The 18089-nt window shown below is 40.4% G+C and carries 16 protein-coding genes and 2 rRNA genes (1 of these 18 only partly in view); 11 read left to right on the top strand and 7 right to left on the bottom strand.

From position 1 onward, the window contains the following. The first annotated feature begins 166 nt into the window (after positions 1 to 166). From JL001_RS08985 to JL001_RS08970, 4 genes are read left to right on the top strand one after another with little or no spacing between them, the layout of a single operon-like run. Entirely contained in the window at positions 167 to 3328 is a 3162-nt protein-coding gene (locus JL001_RS08985; protein ID WP_200975768.1) for a SusC/RagA family TonB-linked outer membrane protein, read from the top strand. Between the two features lie 10 nt (positions 3329 to 3338). Next, positions 3339 to 4877, top strand: coding sequence for a RagB/SusD family nutrient uptake outer membrane protein (locus JL001_RS08980; RefSeq protein WP_200975767.1), 1539 nt, complete (start codon positions 3339 to 3341; stop codon positions 4875 to 4877). Between the two features lie 17 nt (positions 4878 to 4894). Beyond that, positions 4895 to 5533, top strand: coding sequence for a fasciclin domain-containing protein (locus tag JL001_RS08975; RefSeq protein WP_200975766.1), 639 nt, complete (start codon positions 4895 to 4897; stop codon positions 5531 to 5533). 30 nt (positions 5534 to 5563) lie between these two features. Further along, complete coding sequence (locus JL001_RS08970) at positions 5564 to 6670, top strand: DUF5007 domain-containing protein (protein ID WP_200975765.1); 1107 nt, start codon at positions 5564 to 5566, stop codon at positions 6668 to 6670. An 80-nt stretch (positions 6671 to 6750) separates the two neighbouring features. Here JL001_RS08970 and xerD read toward each other — a convergent pair whose 3' ends face one another. After that, the gene (gene xerD, locus JL001_RS08965) at positions 6751 to 7656 is read right to left on the bottom strand and encodes a site-specific tyrosine recombinase XerD (protein WP_200975764.1); all 906 of its coding nucleotides are present in this window, start codon (positions 7654 to 7656) and stop codon (positions 6751 to 6753) included. 117 nt (positions 7657 to 7773) lie between these two features. On the opposite strand from xerD, the gene aroQ reads away from it, so the two are divergent. The 5 genes from aroQ (at position 7774) to JL001_RS08940 (ending at position 11154) form a co-directional block, all read left to right on the top strand. Then, a complete protein-coding gene (gene aroQ, locus JL001_RS08960) occupies positions 7774 to 8187 on the top strand; it encodes a type II 3-dehydroquinate dehydratase (protein ID WP_192008865.1) in 414 nt (137 codons plus the stop codon). 18 nt (positions 8188 to 8205) lie between these two features. After that, complete coding sequence (locus tag JL001_RS08955; RefSeq protein WP_200975763.1) at positions 8206 to 9261, top strand: aminotransferase class V-fold PLP-dependent enzyme; 1056 nt, start codon at positions 8206 to 8208, stop codon at positions 9259 to 9261. A 57-nt stretch (positions 9262 to 9318) separates the two neighbouring features. Further along, the gene (locus tag JL001_RS08950; protein WP_200975762.1) at positions 9319 to 9897 is read left to right on the top strand and encodes a MarC family protein; all 579 of its coding nucleotides are present in this window, start codon (positions 9319 to 9321) and stop codon (positions 9895 to 9897) included. Between the two features lie 71 nt (positions 9898 to 9968). After that, positions 9969 to 10424, top strand: coding sequence for a ribonuclease HI (gene rnhA / locus JL001_RS08945; protein ID WP_192008882.1), 456 nt, complete (start codon positions 9969 to 9971; stop codon positions 10422 to 10424). Between the two features lie 10 nt (positions 10425 to 10434). Next, positions 10435 to 11154 (top strand): tRNA1(Val) (adenine(37)-N6)-methyltransferase, encoded by a 720-nt coding sequence (locus tag JL001_RS08940; protein WP_200975761.1) that lies wholly within the window; start codon positions 10435 to 10437, stop codon positions 11152 to 11154. A gap of 1 nt (position 11155) precedes the next feature. Here the strand turns inward: JL001_RS08940 and JL001_RS08935 are convergent, their stop codons facing one another. Next, positions 11156 to 12493, bottom strand: a complete 1338-nt coding sequence (locus tag JL001_RS08935) for a saccharopine dehydrogenase family protein (protein ID WP_200975760.1) — start codon at positions 12491 to 12493, stop codon at positions 11156 to 11158. Positions 12494 to 12622: 129 nt separating this feature from the next. Between JL001_RS08935 and JL001_RS08930 the strand changes: the two genes are divergently transcribed. Further along, a complete protein-coding gene (locus JL001_RS08930) occupies positions 12623 to 13105 on the top strand; it encodes a cytidine deaminase (RefSeq protein ID WP_200975759.1) in 483 nt (160 codons plus the stop codon). A 2-nt stretch (positions 13106 to 13107) separates the two neighbouring features. Continuing rightward, a complete protein-coding gene (locus JL001_RS08925; protein ID WP_200975758.1) occupies positions 13108 to 13773 on the top strand; it encodes an alpha/beta hydrolase in 666 nt (221 codons plus the stop codon). Here JL001_RS08925 and JL001_RS08920 read toward each other — a convergent pair. From JL001_RS08920 to JL001_RS08900, 5 genes are all read right to left on the bottom strand, one after another. After that, a complete protein-coding gene (locus JL001_RS08920; protein ID WP_236252969.1) occupies positions 13758 to 14474 on the bottom strand; it encodes a ThuA domain-containing protein in 717 nt (238 codons plus the stop codon). The genes JL001_RS08925 and JL001_RS08920 overlap by 16 nt on opposite strands. Before the next feature lie 96 nt (positions 14475 to 14570). After that, positions 14571 to 15341, bottom strand: a complete 771-nt coding sequence (locus tag JL001_RS08915) for a M15 family metallopeptidase (RefSeq protein ID WP_200975756.1) — start codon at positions 15339 to 15341, stop codon at positions 14571 to 14573. Continuing rightward, a complete protein-coding gene (locus JL001_RS08910; RefSeq protein ID WP_200975755.1) occupies positions 15341 to 16102 on the bottom strand; it encodes an SDR family NAD(P)-dependent oxidoreductase in 762 nt (253 codons plus the stop codon). Before JL001_RS08910 ends, JL001_RS08915 begins: the two co-directional genes overlap by 1 nt. 134 nt (positions 16103 to 16236) lie before the next feature. Beyond that, positions 16237 to 16348: ribosomal RNA gene (gene rrf, locus JL001_RS08905) — 5S ribosomal RNA — on the bottom strand. A gap of 116 nt (positions 16349 to 16464) precedes the next feature. Then, positions 16465 to 18089 (bottom strand): 23S ribosomal RNA (locus tag JL001_RS08900); it runs 1251 nt beyond the window's last position.

Below are 18089 nucleotides of genomic sequence, written 5' to 3'. Positions count from 1 at the left end.
TATGCCCAATTTGTCACGAAAATAAGTTGCGGCCATTGGCTTTCTTGAAGACTATTTGATAAGGTTTATTGAGAACAAGTATTATAAAATACGCTTCTTTCATTCAAAAAAATTAGTAACACAAACACTCTAAACAATGCTTAAAACTCTACTAAGTTTTTTCTTAATGTTTTGCCTGTGTGGTCTCGTCACAGCGCAAACAATTACAGTAACCGGGACCGTTTCAGATGCTACATCTGAAGAGCCCATCCCAGGGGCAAACATCCTATTAAAAGGGACAACAAAAGGAATGGTCACTGATGTAGATGGGAATTTCAAAATAAGTGTTGAAGCTGGGCAAGTTCTCGTATTTTCCTTTATAGGCTATGAACCTATAGAAAAAACCATCACAGATGGCCAGCCACTCAAGATTGCTCTAAAAGCAAAGGAATCTGAATTGGATGAATTTGTGGTAGTCGGTTATCAATCTGTCATCAAAAGAGATGTAACCGGTGCAACCAGTAGCATTAAAGGCGAAGACCTAGAGGCCATTCCCGTAACCAATGTAGCCTCCTTGATAGGTACTCAAAGTACAGGTATCCAGACTGTAAATGTCAGTGGTGCTCCAGGAGCAAGAGGAGGACTGATCATCAGGGGTAACTCTACCGTATCAGGTGGACTAGATGGAGGAGAGCGATTTACCGCTTTTAGTACTCCACTGTATGTAGTTGATGGGGTACAGACTTCATTGGAGGATCTTGCAGGTTATGGTGTTTCAAACACAGATTACCTCGCCTCCTTAAACCCGAATGACATTGAAAGTATCGATATCCTCAAAGATGCGTCAGCAGCAGCCATTTACGGATCAAGAGGTGCTAACGGTGTTATTATCATCAAAACAAAAAGAGGAGCAGCTTTAGAAAAACCTCAGTTTGATTTCACTACCAGCATAGGCTTCCAACCTATTCCTGAACTAGTCCCAATGCTGGCAGGTGCAGCAGAAAGAAGGGAAAAAATGGGCATGTTGGAAAAATGGTGGGACCATGATTTTTTACTGTCTAACAATGTACCAATCATGTTAACGGACAGTCTTAATCCCTCTTTTAACAATAATGTAGATTATCAGGGATTATTTTATCAAACTGGTGTGTCTCAAAGGTACAATTTGAGCATGAGAGGCGGTAGCGAAACTTCAAACTATCGTGTTTCCCTCGGATATAACGATGACAAAGGTGTTGTAAAGGCTACTGGGTTTACAAGGTATACGTTGAATGCCAACTTGAACATGAAGGCTGGAAAGAAATTCACCAACCAGTTCATTATCAACTCTTCCATGACTGAGAACAAAACTGGTCAAGGAAATCCTGGAGGAGGGTCATTTAACTTGGACAACAGTTTACCTACCAGTCCTAACAATTTGAACTCATCGCTTTTCTATCTACCTGAAGCAAAAATCCAATCGCTGCAAGGAGAACTTGAAAACAAGTTAAATACGGACGAGCAGTTTAAAGTGACCTTTTCAAACTTCGCTCAGTTGAAGATCATTGACGGATTAAAACTTAATTCTCAGTTGACTTTCCAATACGATGCCAACAAGAAAAACTTCTATGAGCCATCTAATATTAGACCTAATGGAGACGGCTACGCAGCATACTCCCTTTACACGAGAAAGAACAATGCTTCCGATTTATATTTTGACTATTTCAAAACATTTGGTAACCATGAAATCATCGCCATTGCTGGTAATCGTGTAGATTACAACAAGTACGAAGACATGGGAATCAACGCTGTTGGTTTTGGTAGTGATGCCATCCAAGTCATCAACGAAAGATATACAAAGGATAATATCGGCGGCTTCACAGACATCAGTGAAAATGCGCTACTTTCCTATTATGCCAGGTTCAATTATAAGTATAAGCAGAAGTACTTAATCAGTGTCAACTACAGTAGAGATGCTTCTTCCAGATTTGGTAAAGACTCCCGTTGGGCCAACTTCGGATCGGTATCACTAGGCTGGGTATTCTCCGATGAGCCATTTGTTCAAAAAATCGTAGGTGATTGGTTAGACTTTGGTAAACTTCGCGGTAGCTGGGGTATCAATGGTAAGCAGTTTAGCCAAAACTATTTAAGATTCGGTGCTTATGACTTAGGTTATGGAGGTTTATCCACAGGATATGCTTCTAACCAAATGAGCGTATCTTCTTATGGTGGTATCACCGGAGTAGTCCCTAACTATGACGCTATCGGCAATGATCAATTGTCATGGGAAGAATCCCGTCAGTGGAATTTAGGTTTTGACTTGGCCATGGTAAACCAACGTTTGAACATCACCTTTGATGCCTATAATAAAAGTACCGACCAATTGTTCTTTGACATTGCCTTCCCTTCCTATTCAGGGTATAACAATGCCAAGGCCAACGTAGCAGGTGTATTAAACTATGGTTATGAGGCTCAAGTCCGTTATGATTTCTTCCCAAGAGTAAGTGACTGGAAGCTGGAACTTACTGCAGGTGTGGCAAGAAACGAAAACTATGTGAGTGCATTACCAAATGGAGATAGAGACTACCTTATCGGTAGCTATGGTTACATCGTAGGAAGACCGCTTAATCTTTATCAAGTTTTCATCAATGATTATATCATTGACAACCTAGAACAACTTCCTGTCAACCCTTACACTGGAGAACCACTTACTGGAAAATCTGCATGGGCAGCCATCAGGCCAGGACTCCCTATCTGGGAAGACATCAATGGAGATTACCTATTGGATGAGGCCGGTGACCAGATCATGTCATTGGATTATTCCCCGGTTCCGGATATCCAAGGTAACTTCAACATCAACCTTCGCTACAAAGGTTGGTACTTCCAAGCATATAGTCAATTCTCCTTTGGCGCAGACATCAAGAACACAGTATTGAATAGTTATATGGATAGATATGACAGAGGCGGTACTGGTTGGGCAACTTCTGGTTTAGCAGATCTTAGTGAATATAGTTTCTGGGAACAACCAGGTGATGGTGCTGCCGGCGTACGATTCCCTGCTCTCTTCCCTGCGGGTGGAGGAGAAAGCCCCTTCTATGCTTTCAGAGGTAACCAAACCATGTGGATAGAAAACGGTGACTACTGGAAAGTAACTAACGCCTCTGTCGGATATGTATTTAATAAAAATTCCATAATCGACAAATGGGGACTTAGCAGATTGAGAGTTTATCTATCCGTTTTAAACCCATATCAATGGCAAAGATCGAAATCTATTGTGGATGCCTCCATGGTTGATGCTCGCGGACACGTATTGGGCAATGGCTATCCACAAGCCAAAACATTTTCCTTGGGTATAAATGCTAGATTCTAAAAACAACACCATGAAAAATTTAGGAAAAATAAACATAGCCATACTAACATTTATTTTAACGCTAACCTTTAGCTGTACCAGTATATTGGATCAGGAACCTGTAAGCATTACTCATCCTGATGTCTACTGGAGTTCACAGAGTGAAGCGGAACAGGCTTTGGCAGGCTCTTATGCCTTATTTAAGAATGCCATGACCTATCAAGCAAATTTTCTTCATTGGGGAGAATTTCCTGCAAAAACACTAATGGATAGTAAATTCTGGATCACAGACTACATTGAAGGAAGTGGAAACTATGTCTTACCATATCGGGAAAATACTCAGGAATGGAAGCTTTTTTATAGAGCTGCTAACTGGGCATTCACCATTGAACAATATGTTGAAGGAATGTCTGAAGAGTTATTCACTACTCCTCAAGAAAAAAATAGGATTATCGGAGAGGCAGCATTTGTCAGGGCCTTATCCTATTTCTACATGACCAGAATTTGGGGCGAGATTCCAATCGTACATGAGTCCTTAGAAACTTCAGATCAATTGATTACTCCTGATGGCTACATTGTGGAAGTTTCGAGATCTCCTGAAAATGAAGTTTTAGATTATATTCTAGAAGCCGTTGAAAAGTCTATTGGATTATTGGAATATGCTAGCCCTGGATCTAGAAATTGGGCAATTACTGCTAATAAAGCAAGTGCTGAAGCATTGAAGGCACATACTTTACTTTGGTATGCCAGCAGAAATAATAATGACAATGAATTAGTACAACAAAGTCTTGATGTTGCCACCTCAGTAATCAACAACAGTAACACCAGCCTTATTGACTATGTATCTGAAGGTCAAGAAGGTTTTGAAAAAATGATGAGAGGACAATCCAAAACAGGATTGTTTGAAATTAATATCAGCGCTGATGTTAACGAGTCTTTCAGAATGAATAATGGTAATGGTAACCATACCGGATTAACCTTAAACCAGCCAATTTTGAACGGAAACAACGGTACAGCTCCTACTGGAAACCCAGACTTCTATGGTTATGAATTTATGGCTGAACCAGAGAGAGATACCGATGTGAGAAAAGAGTTGTTTTTCAATGATTTTGAGGATATGGGAGCCAGCACCTTCCCTTTAAAATATTCCTTTAGTTCTGATGACCCAGCATCTGAAGACCCTTACGCCAGATTCTCAGAGTCTAATATCTTAATATTTAGATTAGCAGATATCTACTTACTTAGAGCTGAAGCCTATACAAAACTAGGACAATATTCAGCAGCTGTGCAAGACCTTGATTTGGTAAGGAGTCAGGCTGGTGTACCAGCTTATACAGGGGTTCAAGATAGAAGCAACTTGATCAAAGCTATTTTCGATGAAAGGGCAATTGAGTTGGTAGCCGAGGCGCATTCTGCATACGACCGCATCAGAATGGATTATTTTGAAGGTGTTTCTTGGATGAATAGTAACAGAAAAGCCAAAAATGGTTATTTCTGGCCTGTATCTAACGGCGTAATTATTAGAAATCCTTCAATCGTTCAAACTGAATATTGGCAAGGTCGCTTGTAATCACCTAAAACATTAAAATGATGAAAAAATATATTTATATCCTAGCTATATCATTTGGATTAATATCCTGTATAACTGATGACTATTTGGTAGATGGAGGCATAAGTAGTGGTGAAGTGGGATCCGACACCTTTACTTTCTTACAGTCTCACCCTCATCTGGATACATTAGCGCTTTTGATAGAAAGAGCTGGACTTATAGAAGAGGTTAATGGAGAAAATACATTATTTGCGCCAAATAACCTCTCCATCCAAAAATATGTGGATGAAGTACTTGCCGAAATGAGACAAGAAGATGCTGAAGCTGAATTTACGGTAAATGACATTCCTCTCGACACTCTTCAAAAATACATGGGAGGATATATTTTCCCAGGAAGAATCACAAGAGATGACATGAGTGCAGATGGTGATATTTTGACTGCTTTAAACGGTGAGCAAAGAAGGATTTCCTTAGAGCCAAGGGAAGAATACACAGACCAGTTAAGTAGTTTCCCGGAATATGTATTCTTCACGTATAAAAATGGTGACGTCTGGGATGATTGGGATAACATCCTTGATGATGATGTCATTATTGTAAGGACATCAAACTTGGTATCTACAAATGGTATGATCCATGTTTTACAAGGAGATCATATCCTGTTTAACTATGATAATTAATAATTATCAGCCCACTAAAACAATTCGAAAATGAAAAAATCCATATATCAATTATTAATAGTATCATTTTTGGGTGTAATATCTTGTACTCCACCTGAAATAGGCTACTTAAGTGAAAATGTTCACTCAACCCAAGACACTATATCCGTACCAAGGGGCACCTTTACAGTTTCGGCACGTCCAGCTATCGAAAATTCAACCGCTCCTTTGAACTGGGAAATTATTGGGTTTACGGACATGGACGGCAACCCGAACAATGAGCTTCTTGAGACACATGAAATCAGGATTTGGAAAGAAGCTTTTAATGGTGACACAGACACTACTATGGCCTTAGCAGAAGCCAAACTGGAATTGTCTGAAGAACCATCCATTATGATGAATGAAATCAGTGGGGAATTTGCTTTCACTCAAGCTACAAAATTTGTACAAAATAGTCTGTTCAAAGCTGATGTTCAAGTCTCCAATATCAAAGGAGAAAAACTTCTTCAGGATTTTACAGTTATAAAGCTAGAGCCTTTCAATGCAGTTGAGTTTCCTACTGAGATGAGGTCAAGATTACTTTTGGATAAGGACAATGGAAATACCATAGCCCACACTGGAGTGATCACTGGCCCGGATGATGAAAATATCCCAAGTGTTTTAGATGGAACTAATCCCTACTTCTCCATTCAAAAAATCAGCAATGAGCCAGCCAATTCTGTTCAAGTGGATATGATCATTCAAGATAGCTATGGGAATACAGTAGATACAGATGAGATCACATTTTACCCAAGCGGCTCATCTTATCTACAAAACTACCATGACAACTCTGTAGAGACCATTGAAGGTGAAAAATCAACTTCTTTCTTCTTGCCGGCTCCTCCATTTCCTCAATATGCGAGAAACTATAGTGGAAACAGCTCTTATTTAATGTATTATTTATCTAAGGGAAGTGCCTTTGTAGTGGACAAAGAAGCCTATGAAGCAGATAAAGGTCCCAAAACAGATGCAGAATGGGAAGAGTTTTGGGCTCCCTTTAGAGACCCTGAAACAGGCAAAATCAGGAACCATGCCTATATCAGATGGGGAATTAAGATCAATGATAGTGGAACTTGGGAGTTAAAAATGAAAATCCCTTACACAAAACTAGATGAGTAAATAACCTTAATTATAAGGTCACCAAGCCCGCTTAACTTTCTGTTAAGCGGGCTTTTTTTATTCAAATCAATTCACCAAACCTACTTTCTAGGGTGAAATTCTGTCAAAACCTGCCTCAAGTACTCCCGATCCAGGTGAGTATAGATTTCAGTAGTGGTAATACTCTCATGGCCCAACATCTCTTGGACGGCTCTTAAATCTGCCCCTCCCTCGATTAGGTGGGTAGCAAAACTATGTCGAAATGTATGCGGGCTAACCTTCTTTTTAATCCCCACTTCTTCTACAAGTTTTTTTATAAACAAAAAGACCATTACCCGGGTAAGCTTTTTCCCTCTTCTGTTCAAAAAAACAAATTCCTCATGGCCAGATTCTATTTTCTGGTGGCGCCTCTTTTCTTCCAGATAAATCTTTAAGTACTTCAAAGCATCCTTTCCAATAGGGACCAGTCGCTCTTTATTCCCCTTACCAACCACGCGAAGAAAGCCTATATCTGCATAAACCTGCCCAAGTTTCAGGTCTACCAATTCAGAAACCCTCAATCCACTGCTATACAAAATCTCCAGCATCGCCCGGTTCCTATGCCCTTCATTGTCTCCTAATTTTATCCCTTCAAGTAACCGTACTATCTCAGGATAACTTAAGGTATCCGGAAGTTTTCTTCCCAACTTTGGAGCTTCTAACAAAATGGCAGGATCTTCTTCTATCTTATCTTCATAGGTCAAAAACTTAAAGAAAGCCTTTATTCCTGAAATCACCCTGGCTTGGGTATATTCGGACACGCCCAAAGAGGCCAATTCATCCACAAAAGACCTCAAATGTGCTAACTCCACCTGAAGAGGGCTAAGTTCTGGAAAGTGGTCTCTAAGAAAAGCAGAAAGCTTATCCATATCTTGCCGATAAGCCAAAATAGAATTTTTGCTTAAAGAGCGTTCTATTTTCAAATAATGTTCAAATTGCTTGATATAGATTTCCCAAATGTCCCGCATGAACTCAATGTTTTATCCAAAGATAAAATTAAAGGGTAGCTTTTTTATTTAAATCACCTATCCAATGCTTAACTTTGGTCAAAATTTTGAACAAAACGCCACAAACCATCTATAATTTTGAAAATACTTATCATTAACGGCCCTAACCTAAACCTTTTGGGGAAAAGAGAGCCTGAAATTTATGGCAGTGACACCTTTGAGGATTACTTTGAAACGCTAAAAAAAACATTTTCTTCAATAGATTTATCCTACTATCAAAGCAATATTGAAGGAGAATTGGTAGATAAAATCCATGAAGTCGGTTTTAGCTATGATGCTATCCTGATGAATGCTGGCGCATATACTCATACTTCGATTGCCCTTTCTGATGCCATTGCCGGCGTCACCACACCCGTTATGGAAATCCATATTTCCAACATTTATAAAAGGGAAGAGTTCAGGCACAAAAGTATCATTTCCAAAGAATGCATTGGCATGATCTCTGGACTAGGGCTTAAAGGGTATGAACTAGGCCTTCGGTATTTTCTCTAAAATTTTAATTTAAAAACAATGATAACATTTGCACCAGGACCATCCAAGGTCTATGATCAATTATCTACCTATCTTCAAGATGCATTTGAGCAAGGCATTTTAAGTGCCAATCATAGAAGTGCTGTTTTTATGAACTTATACCAGGAAACAGAGACTTTGATCAAAGAGAAACTTCATGTCCCTGAGGATTATAAATTATTGTTCACCTCAAGTGCTACTGAAAACTGGGAAATCATTGCCCAATCAATTGTTGAAAATGCCAGTTTTCATATTTATTCAGGTTCCTTCGGCAAAAAATGGTTAAACTTTGCCCAACATTTAAATCCTGAGACAGCCTCGCTCAAACTGGATACTGAAACTGAAGTAGATGTCGCTTCTTTAGAAATAGATGAAAAATTTGATCTTATAGCCATCACCCAAAACGAAACTTCAAATGCGACAGAGGTACGCAATGAGCTGATAAGGGAAATAGGTGAAAAATATCCAAATAAAATGGTTGCAGTCGATACTACCTCCTCAATGGCTGGTATCGAGTTGGATTTTACAGCTGCTGACATTTGGTATGCTTCAGTCCAAAAATGCTTCGGCTTGCCCGCAGGTTTGGGCATCTTGATTGTATCTCCAAAGGCCATAGAAAAATGCCATAGCAAAGGTGAATCCGGAAAGTACAATAGTTTAAGTTTTATCATTGAAAATGCCGCCAATTACCAAACGCATTATACACCAAACGTGTTGGGAATTTACCTGCTCAACAGGAGCTTGAAAGACAGACCTGAAATTCAGGAAACAGATGGCATAATCAGGGAAAGGATGAAGGTACTGGAAAACACTATTGCCCAATCAGAAAAACTAACGATGTTAGTACAAAACCCAAATACAAGAAGTAAAACGGTAATGGGCATTGCTGGCAAAGAAGACTTTATCAGTGCCGTTAAAAAGGCGGCAGAAAAAGAAGGCATGCAAATGGGCAGTGGATATGGTCCTTTAAAGCCCACCAGCTTTAGAATTGCCAATTTCCCGGCCATCACTAATGATGAATTTGAAAAGCTTATAAAATTCTTAAAAGAATATTAATTTAAAAATTGATTTTATTCGAAATTTTAATTTTAATTTCGCGAAAAATTTTGAATAATGTTTGACTTCAAAGAAATCTTATCAGTTACATTGATCCTATTTTCGGTAATAGATATCTTGGGATCAATCCCTATAATCATCAACTTACGACGAAAAGCAGGGCATATTCAGTCTGAGAAAGCGACCATAGTGGCTGGAATCCTAATGGTTTTGTTTCTCCTTTTGGGAAAAAACATCCTCAACCTTTTTGGGATAGGAGTGGATGATTTCGCCATTGCTGGTGCGCTGATCATTTTTGCCCTAGGTGCTGAAATGATCTTGGGTATTGAAATATTCAAGCCTGACCCTGAAGCTGATGCTTCCAGCACATCCATCGTTCCCATTGCCTTCCCTTTGATTGCCGGAGCTGGGACGATGACTACCATTTTAACCCTAAAAGCAGAATTCTCCCAAGCCAATATTGCGGTGGGGATTCTGATCAACCTGGCAGTGGTTTATATCGTTTTGAAAAGCACCACATGGTTGGAGAAAAAATTAGGAAAAACTGGCCTTGATGTTTTGAGAAGAATATTTGGCATCATCTTGCTTTCCATAGCCATCAAAATATTTAAAACCAATTTGTTTGATGTGCTCTGATAATAGTATTTAAAATCCTATCATTTCAAATGTCGGCTAGAAATGGCTGACATTTTTTTTTACTTTTGAGCATGATTTTGATTTATACAGATGGCGCGGCCAAAGGTAACCCTGGCAACGGAGGTTATGGAACTATCCTGAAATACAAGCAACACGAAAAAGAACTGTCTGAAGGATTTAGACTTACCACCAATAACCGCATGGAGCTATTGGCTGTCATCAAAGGCCTTGAAGCCATCAAAGTAGACGGTATTCCTGTAAAAATATATTCGGACAGTAAATATGTAGTGGATGCCGTCACGAAAGGATGGATTTGGAGCTGGCAGAAAAAAGCATTTAAGGACAAAAAGAACGTGGACCTATGGAAACGTTACATTCCGCTGCATAACAAATACAAACCACAGTTCCAGTGGGTAAAGGGACATGCAGGGCATCCCGAGAATGAACGCTGCGATCAATTAGCTGTCGAAGCTGCTGAATCAGGGAAATTATTGGTAGATGAAATCTATGAAAAAGGATTAGCTTAAAGGCCTATATATGCCCAATTCCTACTTTCAATTCAAACAATTCACAGTGCATCAGGAAAACTGTGCCATGAAAGTCAGCACAGATGCTGTAATATTGGGAGCTTTAGTAAATGAAGCATTTCCTACCCGAATACTTGACATAGGCACTGGAACCGGGGTCATTTCCCTGATGCTTGCCCAAAGGTTTCAAGAAGCAAAAATATTAGGGTTAGAGATTGATCAACCCGCTTTTGAGCAGGCTAATGAGAATAAAAACAACAGCCCCTTCAAAGATCAAATTGAAATTCATCACCTTTCCTTTCAAGAATTCTCAAAAAAACACACAGAAAGTTTCCCCCTCATTGTCAGCAACCCTCCTTATTTCCCCCATCATAATAAATCCAAAAATGTTCAACGGAACAAAGCCTTGCACAATGATGAATTATCATTTGGAGACTTGATTAAAGGTGTTGTGAAATTACTCGATAAAAATTCGGGAGCCTTCTGGGTAATTTTACCACCAAGACAAATGGATGATTTAGAAAAGATAGCTGCTTTCTTCGGATTGCACCCCAAAGACTTTTTTGAATTAAGGGACAGGCCTTCTACAAAAGTCTTGAGGCATATAAAATCCTTTACCTTTACTGAAAGTCTCAAACCTACACCTTCTCTGATCACTATTAAAAACGATGATTCTTCATACAGCAAGGTGTATCAAGAACTTCTAAAAGATTTCCTTTTGATCTTCTAGTTTAGAGTAGTTTTTCTTTCTCCACAAAACAAATCCCTTTACTTTCCAACACATCAAGAACGGGTAAATAAATTTCTTTCAAAGTAGGTAAGCAAAGTCCTCTAACGTTGATTTTTCCATCCAAAAACAAATCCACAGCAGCAGCCAAAGGAAGTCCCACCGTTTTTGCCATTGCAGTGTAAACATTATTTTTCCCCTTTACTACTAAGCTAGAATGGATACTTTTCTCATTACCAAGGTAGTCTTTAACCAGAAATTGGTGTTGCATCACCACCATATCCTTATCATCTTTTTGCATACGCCATTTATCCTCTAGAATCTGTTGAAGAATGGTCGCTGGACTACCTTCAAAAAGGGGCAAAGGTTCTTCATCAAAAAGCCCCAACCATTCCAGCTTACCCATGATTTCATCATCGACCCATGGTAAAATCCGCTTCAATTTTTCTTCCACACCAAACATCATATCATAAGGTAAAAAAGCATTTACAAACATCCTCTTGGTAAAATCTCTTGGCAAATTCATAGAGAAAGAATCATCCGTTAAACCTAGCTGAACCAGCACATCCCAGCTCTTGCAAAAACCTGCCCTTCTTAATGTTCCGCGAATAATAGTTGGAATATCTTCAAGCCCATATACAGCCCGATAACTTAAGGAATCACGATTGGCATAGCCATCAAAATCTCCCACATCATCAAACTGGATCAAGTCTGTTCTTCTGAAAAGCATATGGTAAGGAATAAACTTATAGCGTCCATTTCGAATAAACCCGGAAACTCCCTGTCCTGCCAAAACCACATTCCTAGGGTTCCAAGTAAACTTATAACGCCAAGGGTTATCTCTTTCACTCTCTGGTGACAGTAGCCCACCACAGTATGATTTAAACAATTCAATCTTCCCCCCAGCCTCTTTTTCTCGATCAATTATCTGCATGGCTGACATATGATCAATCCCGGGATCTAATCCACATTCATTAAGAAATAACAAACCTTTCTCTTTTATGGCTGAACTCATTTCTTTCATCTGAGAAGACTCATAGGAAGCAGAAAAAAAGTGCTTTCCTAAATCCAAACAGTCCTTTGCAACTAAAGGATGTAAAAAAGCCGGGAGCATGGAAATAACTACATCAGACTTTGAAATCAAGGTTCTTCTGAATGCGACATCCTGGACATCAAGTCTCACGGCCTCTCCGTATGGGTGTCCCTCCAATTTATTGAATGCTTCTGCCAGGTCATTGTCTGCTAAAATTATAAAACGTCCTTTTGAATAGGCTTCTTCCAGCAAGTAATCCAACAACACTTTTGAGGATTTGCCCGCCCCTATTATTAAAATGGTCTTCATTCTAAATAGCATTTATGGGTTTATGGAAGATGGTGATTAATTTTTTGATGAAAAAATTAAAATTTAGAAATCAGTTTTCAATCCACTATATTATGAAATATTCGTTGATCAATCCGCCTAAAATATCCTATGGGTAAAAAAATCACTCAACATATAAGCTTAACCCTTCTAGACATTCATGAACTTGATGAAAAGGAAATTGAGCTGGTCAATAAGGCAAAAAATGCCATGAATAGTGCTTATGCCCCCTACTCTAATTTCAAAGTCGGTGCCGCTATCCTTCTCGAGAATGAGGAGATCCTTACGGCCAATAACCAAGAGAATGCTTCCTTCCCGGTCGGAATATGTGCAGAACGGCTATTGCTAGGTTATGCCCATGCAAACTTCCCTAAGCTAAAACCATTAAAGATTGCCATCATTGCCCAAAAAAAGGGAAGTGACAAATTTGCTACCGTTTCCCCGTGCGGCCTTTGCAGACAAACTATCAATGAGTATGAGCTAAAGTTTAAGACAGATATTCAAATATTAATGTACACGCCCAATGATCAAATATTAAAAGCGGATAACATTAGCCAGCTACTTCCTTTTAAGTTTAATGATCTAAATAGCTAAAAATGTACCATCAAGTCAAGTATCAAACGACTGGTTCCTACGTAACTTCTCAGCCGATAACAGGTTTAGAAAAAGAACTATGGATTGTGCTTCATGGCTATGGTCAATTAGCCAATTTTTTCCTTAATAAGTTTTCGTCCCATTTTAATTCGGATAGATTGTTTATTGCTCCTGAAGCTACAAACTATTCCTATTTAAAAAAATTTTCCGGAAGGGTAGGTGCAAACTGGATGACTAAACACCAGCGAGAGCTAGCAATAGCTAACAACCATCATTTCCTCAATGCAATACTAAACCAGTCCCTAAGCTACTTTTCTACACTGCCTTCTATTAACATATTAGGCTTCTCTCAAGGCAGCGCAACAGCCACTAGATGGGCTGCCCAATTGGAAGTTCAAGTTAATACACTTGTGCTATGGGGAGGAGGTTTTGCGCATGATATCGATCTAAACCATCTTGATCAAAGCCTTAAAAACACCAGAACTTTTATGGTTTTGGGAGATCAAGATCCATTTCTCACAGAGGAGAAAATGAAAGAACAAGAGGAAATCCTACAGAAAATTCCAATTCAAAAAGAAAAAATCTCCTATCAGGGAGGGCATGATATTTACCCTGAAACCTTGAAGGAGATCTTTGAAAAGGTCAATGAGAGCTATTCCAATGGGTAGCCTTTGGCTGCCCACCAAATTCCTCCATAGAGGTGATTCAAAAAATCAGGATCTTCATAAGCTGAATCCACATGACCTAAGCCTGTATAGAAAACCCTTCCTCCATCATATTCATGATACCATGCAATCGGGTGTACAGTTCCCATGCCCATTTTTTGGCCATTTCTTGAACCCACATCATAAGTACTTTCATCTAATTGCAATAGGATATGGACATCCTCATTAAAGTTTTGGTACTCATACAATTCATCAGTCCAAAGCCACTTATTGGCTAAATGATAAGTAGAAGGATGGTCTTGATCTACCACATCTATTTTCACGGTTTGTTGAGCAGGATGGTGTTTAAATTGTCCCCCTATCATTTTTGTATACCATTCCCATTCATACTCTGTATCCGTGGCACTGTGAATGCCCACAACACCTTTTCCACTCTGTACAAACTTCTTAAAAGCTTCTTTTTGTTCATCATTGAGAATATTCCCGGTTGTACTGGCCAGTATAATTAGGTCATACTTTTTGAGGCTTTCATCTGTGAAAACTGCAGCATCTTCTGTTGTATAAACACTAAAAACCCGGTCACTTGCCAGGTCTTTGATCGCTTTAACTGCATTTGGAATGGACTGATGTCTAAATCCTTGGGTTTTACTAAAAACTAGTGCTCGAAACTGACCTTGAGCATGAAGGCCAAAAGAAGCAGTCATGATAAAGCAGATCAATGCCAAACATTTAAAAAAAGACATTCGGTTAAATAGGTTCATGGTTAATATTAAAGTTTATTGAATAAATAATTGATTTCTTTACTTTACTATTTCATAGCGTTCTTTTGCCTTTTGTAGGCTAAAAGCATTAAAATGCCACCATTCAGAACCTATCCCAGTAAAGCCTGCGGAAGTCATAGCTTTCCTTAAAATTTCTCTGTTGGCGACATGTTCTCTGGTTATTTTTCCCTCTTTGAGCATTTGCTTTTCCCTGTCAGGATATGCTGGATATCCAAAATAATCGTAATGAGTACCCAAGTCTAATGGTATTCCTGTATTTCTTTCTGCCAATGTTAGATCTACAGCCACTCCATAATTGTGCAAACTTCCCTTTTTAGGATCAGCAACATACAGCGGCTTTATACTATCAGGTTTATCGAGACTGTCCCAAAGAATTTGCTGCACGGAATTGGGACGTACTCCATCATAAATTAAAAAAGTAAGCTCAGGATGCTGTTCATTGAGCTTCTTTAAAGCCTCTTTAAGTTTCACAACTACTTCAGGTTGCAAATAGCAATTCATTAAATCACCATAAACATCTTTTCCAAAAAAATTATCGTTAGTACTGTACTTTAACTCAATGAAAACCTCAGGCATGGCAACCTTTACATTGGTGAGTCCTGCTTGGATAAGTCCTTTTTCCAATTCGCTTATGGTGTCTGTTTCAAGATTATCTACCGACTCTTCCATTAAGGAAACATCATTGTTAACCTCCAAATCTGCCTTTGAACTTATAATACATTCCTTTGAACGATTTTGATTGCATCCAAAACATGCAAGGCCAACAATGAACCAATAAAAAAATCTCATTACTCTATGTTTTTATAAACGGTATTACTGTTGGCTTGCGAGCCTGCTAAAACCGTAATGTCAGTCATGGCTACATGAGAAGGCCTAGTAATTGAAAAATTAACAATATCAGCAATATCCTCCGGTTTTAAGGGTTCAAATCCCTCATAAACGGACTTAGCCTTATCTTCATCCCCTTTAAAACGAACAAGAGAAAACTCCGTTTCAACTAAACCAGGATGTATGCCTGTTACTTTAATACCGTACTTAGTTAAATCCAACCTCATACCTTTCGTTAGCGCATCTACAGCGTGCTTGGAGGCACAATAAACGTTCCCATTTGGGTACACCTCCTTGGCTGCAATAGAGCCTATATTTACAATATGTCCCTTCTTTCGCTCGATCATGATCGGCATGATCTTTTTGGATACATAGAGTAGGCCCTTCACATTTATGTCCATCATGGCATCCCAATCATCGGTATTTCCTGACTGAATAGGATCTAAGCCGTGGGCGTTGCCTGCATTATTGACTAAAACATCTATTTCATTCCAGTCAGATGATAACTTATCAATAGCAGTATCTACATCATTTTTATTTCTGACGTCAAAAACCAAATAAGTATATCTCGCTGAAGGATCAATCTCCTGTTTCAATTGTATCAACCTCTCCTCTCTTCTACCTGTAGCAATGATATCAAAACCAGATTTGGCTAATGATAAGGCACAGGCTTTTCCAATCCCTGAGGTAGCACCAGTTATAAATGCGATTTTTCGATTCATGCATTTAATTTAAAGGAAATAGCCAACAGATAAAAAAGAAAATGCAAGAACGGTCAAGAATATACTTAAAAAGGTAAAATAAAAATAAGCCACAAAAAAAGCCCCCTGTCCGTGTAGGACAGGGGGCGTATAGGTGAGGGCGGCGACCTACTCTCCCGGGTGTAACCCCAGTACCATCGGCGCGACAGGGCTTAACTTCTCTGTTCGGGATGGGAAGAGGTGGATCCCCTGCGCCGTACCGCCCAAAATCTTTTGGCTAGGTCGCCTGATTTCTTTTGTACCATACATACTACAGGTAGTATATTGGTATCCGATTCAATATCCTGGTTACAATGACAACTTAAAGATAATACAACATTTCCACAGGTAAGCTTTCGGGCAATTAGTACTGCTCAGCTATGCCGTCTCCGGCTTTACACCTGCAGCCTATCAACGTCATCGTCTATGACAACCCTATACGGAAACCTCATCTCGAGGTGGGTTTCGCACTTAGATGCTTTCAGCGCTTATCCCTTCCGGACGTAGCTACCCGGCAGTGCAGTTGGCACCACAACCGGTACACCAGCGGTCCGTCCAACCCGGTCCTCTCGTACTAAGGTCAGATCCTCTCAAGTTTCCCACGCCCGCAACAGATAGGGACCGAACTGTCTCACGACGTTCTGAACCCAGCTCGCGTGCCACTTTAATGGGCGAACAGCCCAACCCTTGGGACCTTCTCCAGCCCCAGGATGTGACGAGCCGACATCGAGGTGCCAAACCTCCCCGTCGATATGAGCTCTTGGGGGAGATCAGCCTGTTATCCCCAGAGTACCTTTTATCCTTTGAGCGACGGCCCTTCCATACGGTACCGCCGGATCACTATACCCGTGTTTCCACCCTGCTCGGCTTGTCGGCCTCGCAGTCAAGCTCCCTTATGCTATTGCACTCCGCGCACGGTTACCAAGCGTGCTGAGGGAACCTTTGGAAGCCTCCGTTACTCTTTTGGAGGCGACCACCCCAGTCAAACTACCCACCAAGCAATGTCCCCGACATAGCGGGTTAGACACCAAGCAAACAAAGGGCCGTATTTCAACAATGGCTCCACAACGCCTGGCGACGCCGCTTCATAGCCTCCGGCCTATCCTACACATCGTTTACCCAATGCCAATGCTAAGCTGCAGTAAAGGTTCATGGGGTCTTTCCGTCCCGTTGCGGGTACGCGGCATCTTCACCGCGACTACAATTTCACCGAGCTCATGGCCGAGACAGTGCCCAGATCGTTACACCATTCGTGCAGGTCGGAACTTACCCGACAAGGAATTTCGCTACCTTAGGACCGTTATAGTTACGGCCGCCGTTTACCGGGGCTTCAGTTCAGCGCTTCTCTTACGATAACGCCCCCCCTTAACCTTCCGGCACCGGGCAGGTGTCAGGCCTTATACTTTGTGTTTCCACTTCGCAAAGCCATGTGTTTTTGATAAACAGTCGCCTGGGCCTTTTCACTGCGGCCTCTCATCTTGCGATGAGTAGGCGCCCCTTCTCCCGAAGTTACAGGGCCATTTTGCCGAGTTCCTTAGCCATGATTCACTCGAGCACCTCAGGATTCTCTCCTTGACCACCTGTGTCGGTTTGCGGTACTGGCATATATACGCTTAACGCTAGAAGATTTTCTTGGAAGTTCTTAGGTCCGCTATCCGCGCTCCCGAAGGATTGCGGTACTATCAGGTTCGGCTAAAAGTGCGCATTTGACTACACTTCCAATACCTACACCCTTCAACCCGGTATTCCGTCACCGGGCGGAACTTTCATCACTCCGTCCCTCCATTGCCTGTATATACGGTACGGGAATATTAACCCGTTGTCCATCGACTACCCCCTTCGGGTTCGCCTTAGGTCCAGACTGACCCTGATCCGATTAGCGTTGATCAGGAAACCTTGGTCTATCGGTGGGCGGGTTTCTCGCCCGCCTTATCGTTACTTATGCCTACATTTGCTTTTCCAATATCTC

The sequence above is a fragment of the Echinicola sp. 20G genome (genome assembly GCF_015533855.1).
Classification (GTDB): Bacteria; Bacteroidota; Bacteroidia; order Cytophagales; family Cyclobacteriaceae; genus Echinicola.
Note: the sequence above shows the minus strand (reverse complement) of the source record. Positions and strands in the feature narration are given on the sequence as shown.

Bases quoted from the DNA above. Each gene is read 5' to 3' on its own strand.
- JL001_RS08925 (WP_200975758.1), top strand. From the start codon at position 13,108: ATGTACCATCAAGTCAAGTATCAAACGACTGGTTCCTACGTAACTTCT.
- JL001_RS08910 (WP_200975755.1), bottom strand. From the start codon at position 16,102: ATGAATCGAAAAATCGCATTTATAACTGGTGCTACCTCAGGGATTGGA.
- JL001_RS08980 (WP_200975767.1), top strand. From the start codon at position 3,339: ATGAAAAATTTAGGAAAAATAAACATAGCCATACTAACATTTATTTTA.
- JL001_RS08955 (WP_200975763.1), top strand. From the start codon at position 8,206: ATGATAACATTTGCACCAGGACCATCCAAGGTCTATGATCAATTATCT.
- rnhA (WP_192008882.1), top strand. From the start codon at position 9,969: ATGATTTTGATTTATACAGATGGCGCGGCCAAAGGTAACCCTGGCAAC.
- JL001_RS08920 (WP_236252969.1), bottom strand. From the start codon at position 14,474: ATGACTGCTTCTTTTGGCCTTCATGCTCAAGGTCAGTTTCGAGCACTA.
- JL001_RS08940 (WP_200975761.1), top strand. From the start codon at position 10,435: ATGCCCAATTCCTACTTTCAATTCAAACAATTCACAGTGCATCAGGAA.
- xerD (WP_200975764.1), bottom strand. From the start codon at position 7,656: ATGCGGGACATTTGGGAAATCTATATCAAGCAATTTGAACATTATTTG.
- JL001_RS08930 (WP_200975759.1), top strand. From the start codon at position 12,623: ATGGGTAAAAAAATCACTCAACATATAAGCTTAACCCTTCTAGACATT.
- JL001_RS08915 (WP_200975756.1), bottom strand. From the start codon at position 15,341: ATGAGATTTTTTTATTGGTTCATTGTTGGCCTTGCATGTTTTGGATGC.
- JL001_RS08935 (WP_200975760.1), bottom strand. From the start codon at position 12,493: ATGAAGACCATTTTAATAATAGGGGCGGGCAAATCCTCAAAAGTGTTG.
- JL001_RS08970 (WP_200975765.1), top strand. From the start codon at position 5,564: ATGAAAAAATCCATATATCAATTATTAATAGTATCATTTTTGGGTGTA.
- JL001_RS08985 (WP_200975768.1), top strand. From the start codon at position 167: ATGTTTTGCCTGTGTGGTCTCGTCACAGCGCAAACAATTACAGTAACC.
- JL001_RS08950 (WP_200975762.1), top strand. From the start codon at position 9,319: ATGTTTGACTTCAAAGAAATCTTATCAGTTACATTGATCCTATTTTCG.
- JL001_RS08975 (WP_200975766.1), top strand. From the start codon at position 4,895: ATGATGAAAAAATATATTTATATCCTAGCTATATCATTTGGATTAATA.